The following is a 14,051-nucleotide window of genomic DNA, read 5'->3' as shown; positions in this document are numbered from 1 at the left end:
TCAGGAAGGCTGGGTGCGGGAAAACTGCCATCCACATAACGGGAAAATCACGGTAACCTCAACGTCGCATGGCTCTATTCGACGGGGAGGGGGCACGTGATGCGCGTCGTCGTCACAGACGCGGAAGTCACGCTGGCCGACGTGCTCTCCCTCCGACTCGCCATCGACGAGCCCCTGGAACAAGGCACCGAGCTGGTGCTCAGGCATCGCACCACGGGGGTCGAGCGGGACGTCCTGCTCGGCACCCCGGGTGCGCGCGCCCGGGAGGCCACGCTGGCCGTCTCGCTCGCGCCGCTGATGCTCACCGCCGGGCGCTGGGACGCCTACCTGCGACGCGACGGCAAGCGCGTCCGGCTGCGGAGCATCGACCCCGGCTTCTCACTCGACCATCTCGACGCCTACGCGCTGTGCAAGCGGACCCTCGCCTACCGGTCCTACCGCACCCGTAACGGATTTCTGGCGCTGAAGATAGCCGACGCCGAGCCGGTGGCCGAGGTGCGCTCGGTCTGGTTCAGGGAAGGCCGCTTCGAGGTGATGGGCCTGCTCGCCTACACCGGGCTGGAGGACGACGACGCCCGCCACGAGGCCAGGCTGGCGCTGCACCGCAGGCAGTCGGCCACACGGGTGGCCGGCTCCGCCACGGTCCAGGGCGTGCGCTTCCACGCCGCGGTCTCCCTGGTGAACGTGCTCGCGTCCGACAGCGAGGCGTCCGGCACCTGGGAGCCCACGCTCGAGGTGGAAGGCGTGCCCGAGCCGCTGAGGCTGGGCGCCCACCTCGACGACGTCGACGGCAAGCGCCGCCGCCTGCACTACCCGTCGGCCGAGGTCGACGGGGTCCCCATCCGCCCCTGTTACACGGCCGACGACGAGCTGCGGATCGAGGTGGGCGGGTGAAGGTGAGCCTGCTGCTCTCCTCCGCGTACGGCATGCGCGGCGACGTCCGTTCGACGTTGAACCTGGCCGCGGCCCTGGCCGAGCGGCACGAGGTCGAGGTGATCAGCCTCAGGCGGCAGAAGGAGAAGCCGTTCTTCCCCGTCGGGCAGCGGGTGGCAATGCGCTCCGTGGTCGACGCCAGGCCGGGCGTCAGGCGGCTGTTCCCCGGAGGGCAGGTGCGCACCGAGGTCGCCCTGTGGCGGCTGCTCAGGAACCTCAGGAGCGACGTCCTCATCACGAGCAGGCCGGCGCTGAGCATCCAGGCGGCCAGGCACGCGCCGCGCGAGATGCTGAAGATCGCCCGCGAGTGGAGCAGGCCGGCCGTGCCGGGGCCGGTGAAGCGGCTGTACCCGCGGCTCGACGCCGTCGTCACGGCCACCGAGTCCGGCCAGGAGGAGTGGGTCAGGCTGCTGGAGGAGGGCGGCCCGGCCGTGCACGCCGTGCCCGACGCGCTGCCGGGCGGCCCGTGGCCGCGCTCGCGGATGGACAACCGGATCGTCGCGGCGGGCGGCAGGTGGGTGCCGGTCAAGGCGTACGACAGGCTGATCAGGGCGTTCGCCGTGGTGGCCGACAAGCGGCCCGACTGGCGGCTGAGGCTGTACGGCGGGGGCCCGGAGGAGCGGCGGCTGCGCGCGCTGGTGGGCGAGCTGAACCTGCACAACCACGTCTACTTCATGGGCACCACACCCGACCTGGCGGGCGAGTTCGCCAAGGCGTCGATCGTGGCCAACACCTCCAGCAGCGAGGACCTCGGCATGAACGTCCTGGAGGCGATGGGCTGCGGGGTGCCCGTCGTGGCGTTCGAGGGCGCCAGAGGGCCGACGGAGTTCGTGGCGACCGGCTACAACGGGGTGCTCGTGCCCGACGGCGCCGGCGCGCTGGAGATGTTCGCCGCCGCGCTGCTCGCGCTGATCGACGACGAGCGCAGGCGGCGCTCGCTGGCCGCCGGAGCGCTCGACACCGCGCTGCGTCACGCGGCCGGCGAGGTGGGCGAGCAGTGGGAGAAGCTGATCGCGGATCTCCGCTGAGATACGGGTTACGGGTACCGTAGAAGCATGCATGGGTACAGCGCAGACAAGCAGGCGTACCTCACTCGCCTGAGAAGGATCGAGGGCCAGATCAGGGGCCTGCAGCGGATGGTCGACGACGACGCGTACTGCATCGACGTGCTGACCCAGGTCTCCGCGGCGACCAGGGCGCTGCAGGCGGTGGCGCTGGGGTTGCTGGAGGAGCACATCTCGCACTGCGTGGCCGACGCCATCAACACCGGCGGGCCCGAGGCCGACGCGAAGGTCAAGGAGGCGTCGGCGGCGATCGCGCGGCTCGTCCGTTCGTAGGAGACGCCGGGCGCCGATTGACTAGTTATGCTGCGGCCCTGTCAGCCACGGTCCCGGATCCTTTTGGGGATCCGGGACTAGGTCATAGTGATGGTCTTCAGCGACTGGCCGAAGTCCGCAATCCGAGCGCGTCGTCGAGCTCGTCCAAGGTCAGCCGCCGCTCGCTTACAGCGACGGCGGTGAGCACCTCGGCGTAGAGCGCAATCTCGTCCAACGCGACACGGTCGTGGACCCGAGAGTCCAGGTCATTGTGCCCCACCGCGTCGTCCTTCCTTCCGCAGCCCACACCCTCTTCGAGGTTACGGCTGGGGCCCTCCAGGCAACATGGCCCATCGGGGTCATTCCTTTCGGAGCCCTCCTGGGCCCCAGGGGATCATTTCCCGAATCCGAGATCACAATTCCGCATATTGCCTGTTGTTTAGAGTGTTAGAACGATATAGGTGTAGTAAGAGTGAAATAGCGGTATTAGTGGTTTACGTTTGGTCGTCGTCGCGCTCGTGGATGAGCCTGCGCACCAGCGCCGCCGACCCGGCGAAGCCGCGCTCCGGCACCTTGGCCCCGGTGAGCCTGCGCCAGGCCAGGCCCGTGGCGTACGCGGCTCCCAGCACCGCCGCCGCGCTCGCCCTGTCGGGCGGCGCCTCCGCCTCCGACCCGCGCTCCCGCAGCACCTGCACGGCGGAGCCCCCCGAGGGCACCGGGAACCCCTCCGGCTGCGTGCTCTCGCTGCTGGACGTGCTGGTCAACCCCGCCAGGGCCAGCTCCTCGTACGCCTGCCTGAGGCGGTGGTCCAGCCGCGACGGGAGCAGCGCCCTGGAGTCGGACAGGTCGGCCAGGTAGGTCGCCGCCGCCGCGGCCGGATCGGACGCGAACGCCACAGACTCGGACAGGTCGTAGACCGTGTGCCGGAAGTTCGCCTCCGGATCGGTCTCCGCCAGCACGGCCCTGGCCAGGCGGTCCGGGCAGCGGTCCAGCCAGGCCCGCAGCACCGCGGTGGCGTCGCGCCGGGACGCCTGGTCGTCCAGGCCGGGCTGTCTGAGCGCCGGCTCCACCATCGTGAGCAGCGCGAGCGCCCGCGGCCTGAAGCGGGCGTCCGACAGCAGGATCTGGGCCGTGTCGGCGATCAGCGCGGCCAGCCGGAGCGCCGCCCGGGACTGGCCCGCGCACTGCCGTTCCGCGACGAGGGTGACCAGGTCGAGCAGCGGCGGGGCCGGCAGCCAGCGCACCCACTCGTCACCCGGGAGCGGCCTGCGCAGGTACTCGCCGAAGATCGTGATCAACTGCTCGTTGCCGTCGAACGCGGGCGCGTAGGCGCACCACATGACGGCGCCCCAGATCGCGGCGACCGTGCTCGGGACGTCCGAGGCGAAGATCTCGTCGAAGGCGGTCAGCGGGAACTCCAGCTCGGACCTGCGCCCGCTGGCCCGCACCAGCACCCGCACCTGCTCGGTCAGGGAGGCGGGCACGTCGGGCCCGACGAACGCCTGGGTGGACCCGGGCTCGGCGGCGAAGTCGGGGCCGCGCGGGATCACCCGGGCCGGCAGCACGGCGGCGGCGTGCTCGGCCCTGCGTACCGGGGTGCCCCTGGGCGGCGGCGCCAGGTGCCAGTAGCCGTCGGCGGGGTCGTGCAGGTGCCAGCGCGCGTGCGCACCGAAGAGCCAGCGGTCGCCGTCGGGCGTGACCAGCGCCCTGGCCGCGATCGCGTGCGCGCGATCGGGCACGGACAGCCCCTGCCAGCGCGGGTCCGTCACGATCGCGCGGACGTCCGCCTCGGCGGCGGTGAACGCATCCCAGGGGCGCACGGCGGCCATCGTACTCACGGCGAGTGGATCATCCAGCGGGATAACGCGGCAGAATGGCCGCTATGAGGGCAAAGATGGCAGGCGTGCTGGCAGTCGCGACCGTGCTCGCCGGGTGCGGGACGGCGACGTCGGCGCAGCCGTCGCCCCAGGGCCCCGGCGTGCTCACCGCGAACAACGCCTTACCCCCGACCCCCGGAGGCGAGGTGGGCTCGGCGTCGAGCGAGTTCGCGTCCGCGGCCGAACTGTCGGCGTGGAGCAAGCTCAGCGACACCGAGAAGGACCTCGACCGCATCGCCAAGCTGGACGTCAACGCCACCGCCAAGGGCTCGCTGTACCTGGAGCCCAAGACCTCCACCTGGTTCGACGGGTTCCGCGGCCCGCTCGTCTACCAGGAGCTCGCCGGGAACATCGTGATGTACGCCCGGGTCAAGGTGGAGGGCAAGAAGGGCGGCAAGCCCCAGCGCAAGTTCTCGCTCGGCGGCCTGATGGCCAGGGTGCCCAACTCCAACGACAAGCCGTACTGGATGTCGGTCACCACCGGCACCGCCGACGAGAGCGGCCAGGTCGAGGTGAAGTACACCCAGAACGGCAGCTCCAAGCCGCAGGAGTTGGCCGTCAAGAGCGGCTGGGTGGAACTCGTCCTGGCCAGAGTGGGCCGGGCGGCCGCCGCTCTGTACAGGGAGCAGGGCGGTGCCTGGAAGGTCGGCAGGCGCTGGCCGTCGGAGCTGCCGGAGGTGCTGCAGTGGGGCATGACCGCCTACACCGACTGGGACAGCTACAACACCCTCAAGAAGGACGCGACCAAGGCCAACGCCGAACAGATCAAGGGCGAGCCCGACCTGAGGATGACCGTGGACTTCGTCCGCTTCCTCAGGCCGAAGCTGCCCGACTACGCCGACCCGCTGAACACCGCCTCGGTGTCGGACGAGGCCCTGATCAAGGTGTTGACGCCTGCCGGTGCCTGACAGCCTTGGCCATGTAGTTGTCGGGAGTCCGGGCGAAGGACGCCCGGTCCTCGTCGGTGAGCTCGCGCACGATCCGTCCGGGCACCCCGGCGACCAGCACCCCGGCGGGGATCCGCTTGCCGGGGCCGACCAGGGCGCCGGCCGCGACCAGCGTGCCCGCGCCGACCCGGGCTCCGCCCAGCACGATCGCGCCGATCCCGATCAGCGCGCCCGACTCCACATGGGCGCCGTGGACCATGGCCTTGTGGCCGAGGCTGACCCGCGATTCCAGGATCGCGGGCTCACCCGCGTCGGCGTGCAGGCAGCAGAGATCCTGTACGTTGCACTCTTCGCCGATCTCGATCCGCTCGTCGTCACCCCGGAGAACGGAGCCGTACCAGATGCTGGACGCCCGGCCCACGCGCACCTTGCCGACCACGACCGCACCAGGGGCGATGTACGCCTCGGGGTGAATGTCCGGGACTGCCCCGTTGTCCAACGCTGCGATGTACACCCGTCACATCGTAATTCCCAGCCCAGCTATGGCGTTCCGGTTGCGGACGTGGGCAGATGGCAGGAAAGTCGTTTCCTGACGTGTCGTCGTCAGACCCTCACAACCCGCAGTTATCCCCCGCCTCACGCAAACCATAGGTAACCCCCATGACAAACCAGCACGAGAGCCTCCCCGATCTGATGCAAGAGGACACCTTCGAAGTTGTGATGCGCGGCTACAACCGCCGCCAGGTCCATGACTACATCATCCGTACCCGCAACCAGCTACGGGATCTGGAGGAGCGGCTGGCGCGGGCGATCGACCAGGCCGAGCAGGGGCGCGTCGAGCTGGCGGAGGCCAGACGGCGGATGGTCGAGGCGCCGCAGAGCTACGATGACCTCAGCCCCAGGCTCGCCCAGATCCTCAAGCTGGGGGAGGAGGAGGCCGCGGCGAAGAAGGAGTCCGCCGAGGCCGAGGCCACCAGCGTCCGCGACGCCGCCAGGTCGGAGGCGGACCACCTCGTCACGTCCGCGCGCGAGACGGCCGACAACATGCTGACCTCCGCCCAGGCGGAGGCCGAGCGCCGGGTCGGCGAGGCCACCTCGGCCGCCGAGCGGATGCTGGCGCAGGCCGGGTCCGACGCCGAGGAGACGCTGGCCACGGCCCGCTCCGAGGCGGAGGACGCGCTGCGCGAGGCGCGGGCGGAGGCTGACCGCCATCTCACCGCCGCCAAGCAGGAGGCGGAGCAGCTCGTCCAGGGCGCGCAGGCGGAGGCCGAGCACACGGTCGGCAGCGCCCGCAACGAGGCCGAGACGTCGCTGGCCGCAGCCCAGCAGCGGGTCGCGACTCTCGACGAGCACGCGGGCCGCCGGGTCGAGTACCTGTCCAACACGCACGCGGAGGTCGTGCGGCGGCTGACCGAGATCGGCTCGGTGCTCGGCGACCTCATGCGCGACGAGGCCAACGCCGGGCCGCTGATCGCCGCCGAAACCACGCCCGCACTCGCCCTCGCTCCCGTTCCCGCCCCCGTTCCCGCCCCCGTTCCCGCTCCCGCTCCCGCCCCTGCTCCTGCTCCTCAGGAGGACGTGCGCGTCATCCTGGAAGAGGACGTGGACGAGGAGCCGCGCCAGGAGGTCCAGCAGATCTCCGACGACACGGACGTGAACATCGGCCGCCTGGAAGTGCGCAAGTAAGGCCGTCTCGGCGTCGACAGGGCCCTGATCAACGCAAGTAGGTCCCGCCATCGCTGACGGGACCTTACTCGCCCTCGCCTCGCCCGGAGACGAGCGGAAGCCCCCGCCCCCGATCGGGTCGGGGACTTCCGCGTTCCTGGCCCCGTTTGGGGGCCCGGTACCGGGGCCGCCGAGACGCTGAACCCGGCACCGGGCTGCTCGTGTGCGCCTGGCCAGGCGCGCGCGCCCGGCCGTGGCCTGGCGTTAAGGAGGAGCCGGGCTCCCGTGCTCGCGAGCCCATCTCTCCTGGTCCCGGAGCTGATCGCGCAGGCCGTCCGGGTCGTCCGCGTCGATGGTCATCGCGCATCCGGCGTCGCGCTGGGCCACGTTGAGTGGCCGGTGCCGGGTGGCCCACCAGCGTCCGGCGTCGCTCCGCCAGATGGTCCACAGCGGATACTCCTGGGCGATCTCGGCGAGATGCCGGTCAAAGGACATCTGCTCACCTCTCCGGTGACCCGCTGTGCGATTCCATCTTCTTAGAAGGTGCGCCACATCTCTAGAGAAATCAATGATCGCAAGGGACAGGTCAACCTATCGCTTGACATGTCGCCTTGATCTAGGCGTCGAAGTCGTACTGAAGTACGTACGCCGCCGAGTCCAGGACCATCTCGTTCAGCTCGACCGGCAGGCCGCCCGCCGTGTAGGCGGTACGGCCGATCACGATCACCGGCGTGCCCCCCGGCAGGTCGAGCAGCCGGGCCTCGCGGGGTCCCGGCATGCGGGCCCTGACCTCCTCGGTGAAGTGGGCGGGCGGCATTCCGAGGTCCCCGAGCCTGGCGTAGACGCCGCCCGGCCCGGTCTCGGGCTGCGTGATGGCGCTGCCCTCGACCAGGTGGGCGGGGAAGTAGGAGGTGGCCAGCTGCACGGGCCGCGCGTCGACCGAGTAGCGGCGCCGCCGTACCCACACCTCGCCGCTGTCGAGCACGCCCGCGATCTCCTCGGACGCCCGCTCGCGCACCACCTCCACCTCGTCGACGGTGAAGGGACGGCCGCGGGTGTCGGCGTCCCAGATGGCCCGCCCCTGTCCCCACTGCTCGCGGGAAAGGCGGCGGGAGCCGTGTCTGCGTATCGGTTTGAACAGTCGCACGTAGACCCCCGAACCTCGCTTCGGCACCGCCAGCCCCTCGTTGATCAGTACGGCGAGTGCCTGCCTGGCGGTGGCGCGGGCGATCGCGTACTCGGCCATGAGTGCGTTCTCGCCCGGCAACCTGTCCCCGTCGCGCAGTTCGCCGGAGAGGATCCGGGAGCGGAGACCGTCGGCGATGCGTCGATAGATCGGAGGTTCGTGGGATACCGGGGATTCAGACACGTTTCGATCACCCTCTGTCACCAACCGGGTTTGGCGTCTCCAGAGAACTTGCCCCGTCTTGTCCACGATCGCACAGATACAGAGGTTGGTCGCGAGCTTCTTTTTGAGCGGATCGTGCCCGTGTGGCACCCCCACTGAGGGTTTTCGCTGACCGTTAACTCGGCGCGTTCACAGTCGGTATTCGGGACGCCCACCAGCGCCGAGTAATCAGCGCGGCCAGGACGGCCCCCAAGGTGTTGATGATCACGTCGTCGATCGAGGAGGCCCGGCCGAGGCGCAGCACGTACTGGAGGGTCTCGACCGTCACCGAGCAGGCAGCCGCGACGGCCGCGACGCGGCCCGGCGAGGCCATCCTCGCGGTGCGCACCGGCAGCAGCGCGCCGAGTGCGGCGAAGACCAGCAGATTACCGCCCACCTGCACGAACGCCGTCTCCCATGGGGCGCGCACGAGCCAGGTGAGGTCGTTGAACGGGACGATACTGACACCGCTCTGACCGGTGCCCGGGGTGAGGATCATCCAGATCCAGGGGGCGGTGCCGACCACGATGCCGACGTCCGCCAGCGCCGTGCGCATCGGAGCCGGGTGTCCGGCGCGGGCGCGGCGGCGGGAGAGGAGCAGGATCGCCAGGGCGGCCAGCGGAAGGGCCAGAAACCCAGCGATCACCACATTTCCCCATTGATCCCAAGTCTGCGTCACCCGGCCCATGATGCCGCCCCGGCTGAGGTACAGGAAGGTGTCCTCCCGGACACCCCACCCGCCCTCGCGTTACCGGCAGCGAGCAGGACGGGCACCTCCCGAGCGTGTGCCGCGGGTTACCGGCGGTGGGCGGGACGGGCACCTCGCGAGCCCCCGGCAACACGTCCGCCATCCGCGCGGGAGACCGCGCGTCAAGGCAGGCGCGAAGACACCGTGCCCGTGTGGCATGGCGTGGATCGCGTTCGCGGGAGACGATGCTAGCGAGCAGCCGAACGCCATCCGCGGGGACTCGAGGGAGAAGGGGAGAGTTCGGTGTTGACCCACTTCATCGGCGGAACGCGTGTGCCTGGCGGCTCGGCGTTCCCGGTCCGCGATCCGGTGACCGGCGCGGAGATCGACCAGGTGTACGACGCCGACCCCGAGGTGGTCGACAGGGCCGTGCGCGCGGCCCGCGAGGCCGCTCCCGGGTGGGCGGCCCTGCCGGTGGGGGAGCGCGCCGGGTGGCTGCGCCGCCTGGCCGACGGGATCGAGGCCCGTTTCGACGACCTGGTGGCGGCGGAGGCCGCCGACACCGGCATGCCGCTGGAGGCGGCCGGAACCCTGGACCTCCCCCGGAGCGTGCTGAACTTCCGGACGTTCGCCGAGATCGCCGCCCAGCGCCCCGACGAGGCGTTCCATCTGCCGGGCGCGCTCAGCTACACGGTGCGCAGGCCGCTCGGCGTGGTCGCGGTGATCGTGCCGTGGAACCTGCCGTTCCTGCTGATGACGTGGAAGCTCGCCCCCGCCCTGGTGGCGGGCAACACGGTGGTGGTCAAGCCGTCGGAGCACACGCCCTGCTCGGCCGCGCTGTTCACGGAGATCTGCGAGGAGGTCGAGCTGCCCCCGGGAGTGGTGAACGTGATCTTCGGGTCCGGCCCGGCGGGACGGTTACTGGTGGAGCACCCGAGCGTCGACGGGGTGACGTTCACCGGGTCCACGCGTACCGGCCAGACGATCATGGGGGCGGTGGCGGACCGGGTCAAGCCGGTCTCGTTCGAGCTGGGAGGGAAGAACGCCGGAGTGGTCTTCGCTGACTGCGACCTCGGCAGAGCGATCGACGGCACGGTCCGGTCGGTGTTCGCCAACGGCGGGCAGGCGTGCCTGTGCACCGAGCGGCTGTACGTCGAGCGGTCGATCTTCGAGGAGTTCTGCGCGGTCCTCGCCGGACGGGCGCAGATCGTGGAGCCGCAGCCGATGATCTCGGCGGAGCACCGGGAGAGGGTGCTCTCGTACTACGCGCTGGCGAGGTCGGAGGGGGCCAAGGTGCTGACCGGAGGCGGGGTGCCGTCGTTCGGGGATGAGCGCGACGGCGGATATTTCGTGGAACCCACAGTGGTGTCGGGGCTTTCGGAATGGTCCAGGTTCAACAGGGAAGAGATCTTCGGCCCGGTCTGCCATGTCGCGCCTTTCACCACCGAGAATCAGGCCGTGGACCTGGCCAACAGCAGCGAGTTCGGCCTGGCGGCCACGGTCTGGACCTCGAACCTCGACCGCGCCCACCGCGTGGCCCAGCGGCTGGAGGCCGGGCTGGTCTGGGTGAACACCTGGTGCCTGCGCGACCTGCGGGCCCCGTTCGGCGGCGCCAAACTGTCAGGCACGGGCAGGGAAGGCGGCACCCGCTCGCTCGACTTCTACTCGCAACCGACGACGATCACGATCAAGCTGGAGCAACCGGATCCATGACGAATGGTCAGACCATGTTCACGCTCGACGCGAGGACGCGCAACCCGGTGCAGAACTGGTACGTCCGAGAGTACGAAAATGGCATTAATCGGGTAATAGCTACCATCCCCCCGAAAACGGGATGAAGGAGTTTCCAGGTGTTGGATCGGGATCGCTGTCTGGCCCTTGACGCCGAAGACCCGCTGCGCGAGTTCAGGGACGAGTTCGTCCTGCCGGAGGGAGTCGTCTACCTGGTGGGCAACTCGCTCGGCGCGCTGCCCCGCCGCACCCCCGAGCGGGTGCGCCAGGCGGTCGAGCAGGAGTGGGGCCGCCAGCTCGTCGGCGGCTGGAACCACGCGGGATGGTACGAGCAGCCGCTCACGCTGGGCGACCGCCTCGCGCCGCTCATCGGCGCCGGCCCCGGCCAGGTCGTGGTGGGCAACACCACGTCGATCGCGATCTTCCAGACGGTGGCCGCGGCCCTGCGGCTGCGTCCGGACCGCCGGGTGATCGTCTCGGACGTCACCAACTTCCCGACCGACCACTACATCGTGCAGGGGCTCGCCAGGGCGCTGGGCGGCGGCCACGAGATCCGCGACGTCGCCGAGGGCCGCTTCGACGACGCGGCCGTGGTGCTGCTGTCGGAGGTCGACTACCGCACGAGCGAGCGCCGCGACGTGCCGGCGATCACGTCCCAGGTGCAGGACGCGGGCGCGCTGATGATCTGGGACGTCTGCCACAGCGTGGGCGCCCTCCAGGTGGACGTCTCCGCGGCGGACTTCGCGGTCGGCTGCACCTACAAGTACCTCAACGCCGGCCCGGGGGCGCCCGCCTTCCTCTACGTCAACCCGCGCCACCACCACTCCGCCGAGAACGTGCTGTCCGGCTGGCACGGCCACGCCGAGCCGTTCGCGTTCGAGCGGGACTTCCGTCCGGCGGAGGGGATCAGGCGGTTCGCCGTGAGCACCCCGCACGTGCTGTCGTTCGCGGCCCTGGACGCGGCGCTGGACGTCTGGGAGCGCGTGCCGATGGACCAGGTGCGGGCCAAGAGCACGGCGCTGACCTCGCTCTTCGTCGACCTGGTCGGCGACGCCGTGGAGCTGGCCTCGCCCCGGGACGCCGAGCGGCGCGGCAGCCAGGTCAGCCTGCGCCACCCCGACGGCTACCCGGTGATGCGGGCGCTCATCGACAGGGGCGTGCAGGGCGACTTCCGCGCGCCGGACATCCTCCGCTTCGGCTTCGCGCCGCTCTACACCCGGTACGTGGACGTGTTCGACGCCGCGGCCACGCTGATCGAGGTGCTGGAGAAGGAGCTCTGGCGGGACGAGAGGTACGCCCAGCGGCTCACGGTCACCTGAACGGGCGAGACCTCGCCGCCTTCGCCAGGTAACCGGCCAGGGGCACCCCCGATCGAGCGCTGAGCCGTCCGGTAGCATCTGGGTGCCCACAAGGCACTCCGATGTTCGCCCGCGTGACCGTGCGGCCTGCGCACGAGCGGGTTGGCGGGAGCGCGCTCTCAGCACTGGGAGACCCCCGCCATGCTGCTGACCTTCGTGGTCACGACCCTGATAATGATCATGATCCCCGGCCCCGACGCCGCGCTGATCATGCGGAGCTCGCTCGCGCACGGCCGCCTGGCGGGCCTGCTGACGATGCTGGGCGGCCTGCTGGGCCTCGCGGTCCACGCGTCCGCCGCCGCGATCGGCCTGTCGGCGCTGCTCGCAGCCTCCCCGACCGCGTTCACCGTGGTCCGCGGGCTCGGCGTCTGCTACCTGCTCTGGCTGGGCGTCCGCGCGCTGCTGCCCAGCAGGGGCGGCGACGGCGAGCCGGTCGAGGCGGGCCCGGGCGGGAACGCCCTGCTGCACGTGCGCAGGGGCCTGCTGTCGAACCTGCTCAACCCCAAGGTGCTGCTGCTGTTCGTGACGTGGCTGCCGCAGTTCCTGCCGACGCACGGCGACACGATGGGCGACGCGGTGCTGCTGTCCAGCATCGTCGCCGTGCTCTACGCCCTCTGGTTCAGCCTGTACAACGTGATCGTCGACCGGGTCGGCGCGCTGCTGCGCACGCCGAAGGTCCGCTCCAGAGTGGAACGCGCCACCGGGGTGCTACTGGTCGGGTTCGCGCTGCGCCTCGCCGTCCAGTAGCTTGACCGCCCGCTTCGGGGCGATCGCCCGGTAGCTCTCCTCGACCCAGTCGAGCAGCACCTCGGTCTCCGGCAGCTCCGCCTGGAACGGCACGGTCACCCAGCCGGCCTTGCCCAGGCCGTACCCGCTGGGCGCCGCGCCGTCGACGGTCAGCGCGTGGCCGTGCGCCTCCGACAGCAGCTTCACGCCGAAGGTCGGGCTCCACTTCTCGGTCGGCTCGTCCAGGCCGAGGAAGAGGAAGATCTTCTTGTTGACCTTGATGACGGTCTCGCCCCACGGGTGGTCCTCGTGCGACTCGGGAAGGCCGAGCGCGAACTCGCGCAGCCGCTCCCGCACGTCGTGCCAGTCGCTCATGACGGGGACGCTCCGCGGAACTCGGCCAACTTGCCGTCGATGCGGTCCCTGATCAGGTCACGGGCCTCCATGCGGGGGACGCCCGACATGAGCAGCCGGTCGTAGTCGGTGTCCAGATGCCTGATGGACGCGACCACGGCCAGCGTGATCGCGTTCTCGTCCAGGGCTCTGGCCGCCGCGGTGCGCCCCACCCGGCCGCTGCCGCGCTGCCCGGCGTGGGCGGCGATCGCCTCGGCCCGGTCGGCGGGGCAGCCGGGGAACAGGCGGGCGATCTCGGCCGCCATCCTGGCCTGGAACTCGACGTCCTGATCGGCCCTGCGCTCCCTGTCGCGCTCGCGGCGGCGCAGCCGCACCTCCTCGTCGGCCAGGCAGCGCTCCTCCGCCCGCGCCATGGCCTCCTCTTCGACCAGCAGCCCCTGCCGCTGATAGACCTTGCGGCGCCTGTTGTACCGGACGACCACCGCCGACAGCCCGCTCTCCTGCTTGGCCCGCCTGCTGAGCGCCGCGTTCCCCGACGGCAGGAGCACCAGGTGGTCGATGTCCGCGCAGGTCAGGCAGTACGGCTGGTCGTCCTCCATGATCAGGTAGGGGCCGGTGTCGGCGCACGAGGCGCACGTCCAGGCGTCGAGCGGCGACACCACGACCAGGTCGGGGGCCTTGGCCTGGCGCTCCGCGAGCTGCCGCACCCGCGCCTCGCTCAGGTCGGGTGAGAGCCAGTGCGTCCGGAACGGCTCCTGCTCGTGGCCGCCGGTGAAGCGCAGCTCGCGCCGGTCGCGGCTGCCCGACACGTACGACCCCGCCATCGGGCGCAGCCCCTTGGCCACCGCCCAGTCCCTCAGCAGCGCGGCGGCGCTGAACAGGCGGTCGTCGTCGACGGCGGCCAGCTCGGCCAGCGTGGCCGCCCGCCCCTGCCGCCAGGTCTCGACATGGCGGGAGTGCAACCAGCGCAGCCCGGTCACCACGTCGATGAACGTCACGTACTTGCGGTTGGCCAGGGCGACCTCGGCTGCCTCGGCGACCCTGCGCGCCAGGTTGGGCTTGCTCACCGCTCCAGTTTCCCGCCTCTTTGTCAGGACGACGGCATTCCTTGCCCCGATCCCGGCAAATA

General features: G+C 70.7%; 16 protein-coding genes. 8 read left to right on the top strand and 8 right to left on the bottom strand.

Translation table 11 applies throughout. The features are described from left to right. Positions 1-99: 99 nt before the first annotated feature. Genes ABZ297_RS03645 through ABZ297_RS03635 form a run of 3 tightly spaced genes read left to right on the top strand, consistent with a single transcriptional unit; the run spans position 100 to position 2,270 of the window. Positions 100-894: a hypothetical protein gene (locus ABZ297_RS03645; RefSeq protein WP_355338794.1), complete on the top strand. Its 795-nt coding sequence runs from the start codon at positions 100-102 to the stop codon at positions 892-894. Further along, the gene (locus ABZ297_RS03640) at positions 891-1,961 is read left to right on the top strand and encodes a glycosyltransferase (RefSeq protein ID WP_355338791.1); all 1,071 of its coding nucleotides are present in this window, start codon (positions 891-893) and stop codon (positions 1,959-1,961) included. The genes ABZ297_RS03645 and ABZ297_RS03640 overlap by 4 nt, the downstream gene beginning before the upstream one ends. A 27-nt stretch (positions 1,962-1,988) precedes the next feature. Further along, a complete protein-coding gene (locus ABZ297_RS03635) occupies positions 1,989-2,270 on the top strand; it encodes a metal-sensitive transcriptional regulator (protein WP_355338788.1) in 282 nt (93 codons plus the stop codon). Between the two features lie 97 nt (positions 2,271-2,367). On the opposite strand, the gene ABZ297_RS03630 is transcribed toward ABZ297_RS03635, so the two are convergent. Continuing rightward, positions 2,368-2,529, bottom strand: a complete 162-nt coding sequence (locus tag ABZ297_RS03630; RefSeq protein WP_171075218.1) for a hypothetical protein — start codon at positions 2,527-2,529, stop codon at positions 2,368-2,370. A gap of 214 nt (positions 2,530-2,743) precedes the next feature. Next, complete coding sequence (locus ABZ297_RS03625; protein ID WP_355339042.1) at positions 2,744-4,078, bottom strand: hypothetical protein; 1,335 nt, start codon at positions 4,076-4,078, stop codon at positions 2,744-2,746. A 53-nt stretch (positions 4,079-4,131) separates the two neighbouring features. Between ABZ297_RS03625 and ABZ297_RS03620 the strand changes: the two genes are divergently transcribed. Continuing rightward, entirely contained in the window at positions 4,132-5,034 is a 903-nt protein-coding gene (locus ABZ297_RS03620) for a hypothetical protein (protein ID WP_355338785.1), read from the top strand. Here ABZ297_RS03620 and ABZ297_RS03615 read toward each other — a convergent pair. Continuing rightward, on the bottom strand, positions 5,006-5,527 hold the full coding sequence (locus ABZ297_RS03615; protein WP_350804862.1) for a gamma carbonic anhydrase family protein: 522 nt from the start codon (positions 5,525-5,527) through the stop codon (positions 5,006-5,008). The two genes, ABZ297_RS03620 and ABZ297_RS03615, sit on opposite strands and share 29 nt — an antisense overlap. Before the next feature lie 146 nt (positions 5,528-5,673). Here ABZ297_RS03615 and ABZ297_RS03610 point away from each other — a divergent pair, with 146 nt between their 5' ends. Beyond that, the gene (locus tag ABZ297_RS03610; protein WP_355338781.1) at positions 5,674-6,699 is read left to right on the top strand and encodes a hypothetical protein; all 1,026 of its coding nucleotides are present in this window, start codon (positions 5,674-5,676) and stop codon (positions 6,697-6,699) included. A gap of 243 nt (positions 6,700-6,942) precedes the next feature. Here ABZ297_RS03610 and ABZ297_RS03605 read toward each other — a convergent pair whose 3' ends face one another. The 3 genes from ABZ297_RS03605 to ABZ297_RS03595 all read right to left on the bottom strand — a co-directional run bounded on the left by ABZ297_RS03605 (position 6,943) and on the right by ABZ297_RS03595 (position 8,711). After that, positions 6,943-7,173 (bottom strand): hypothetical protein, encoded by a 231-nt coding sequence (locus ABZ297_RS03605; RefSeq protein ID WP_355338778.1) that lies wholly within the window; start codon positions 7,171-7,173, stop codon positions 6,943-6,945. Positions 7,174-7,294: 121 nt separating this feature from the next. Beyond that, positions 7,295-8,047, bottom strand: a complete 753-nt coding sequence (locus ABZ297_RS03600) for a GntR family transcriptional regulator (RefSeq protein ID WP_355338775.1) — start codon at positions 8,045-8,047, stop codon at positions 7,295-7,297. A 154-nt stretch (positions 8,048-8,201) separates the two neighbouring features. Further along, positions 8,202-8,711 (bottom strand): VanZ family protein, encoded by a 510-nt coding sequence (locus ABZ297_RS03595; protein ID WP_355338772.1) that lies wholly within the window; start codon positions 8,709-8,711, stop codon positions 8,202-8,204. A 345-nt stretch (positions 8,712-9,056) separates the two neighbouring features. Between ABZ297_RS03595 and ABZ297_RS03590 the strand changes: the two genes are divergently transcribed. From ABZ297_RS03590 to ABZ297_RS03580, 3 genes are all read left to right on the top strand, one after another. Further along, positions 9,057-10,466, top strand: coding sequence for an aldehyde dehydrogenase family protein (locus tag ABZ297_RS03590; RefSeq protein ID WP_355338769.1), 1,410 nt, complete (start codon positions 9,057-9,059; stop codon positions 10,464-10,466). Between the two features lie 137 nt (positions 10,467-10,603). Then, positions 10,604-11,803 (top strand): kynureninase, encoded by a 1,200-nt coding sequence (kynU, locus tag ABZ297_RS03585; protein WP_355338766.1) that lies wholly within the window; start codon positions 10,604-10,606, stop codon positions 11,801-11,803. 180 nt (positions 11,804-11,983) lie between these two features. Continuing rightward, a complete protein-coding gene (locus ABZ297_RS03580; RefSeq protein WP_355338763.1) occupies positions 11,984-12,589 on the top strand; it encodes a LysE family translocator in 606 nt (201 codons plus the stop codon). Here the strand turns inward: ABZ297_RS03580 and ABZ297_RS03575 are convergent. Both ABZ297_RS03575 and ABZ297_RS03570 read right to left on the bottom strand, forming a co-directional pair. Further along, positions 12,551-12,943, bottom strand: coding sequence for an MmcQ/YjbR family DNA-binding protein (locus tag ABZ297_RS03575; protein WP_355338760.1), 393 nt, complete (start codon positions 12,941-12,943; stop codon positions 12,551-12,553). The two genes, ABZ297_RS03580 and ABZ297_RS03575, sit on opposite strands and share 39 nt — an antisense overlap. Further along, on the bottom strand, positions 12,940-13,989 hold the full coding sequence (locus tag ABZ297_RS03570; RefSeq protein ID WP_355338757.1) for a DUF2293 domain-containing protein: 1,050 nt from the start codon (positions 13,987-13,989) through the stop codon (positions 12,940-12,942). The genes ABZ297_RS03575 and ABZ297_RS03570 overlap by 4 nt, the downstream gene beginning before the upstream one ends. Positions 13,990-14,051 lie beyond the last annotated feature (62 nt).

The organism is Nonomuraea sp. NPDC005983, from assembly GCF_040614375.1.
Lineage (GTDB): Bacteria > Actinomycetota > Actinomycetes > Streptosporangiales > Streptosporangiaceae > Nonomuraea.
Note: the sequence above shows the minus strand (reverse complement) of the source record. Positions and strands in the feature narration are given on the sequence as shown.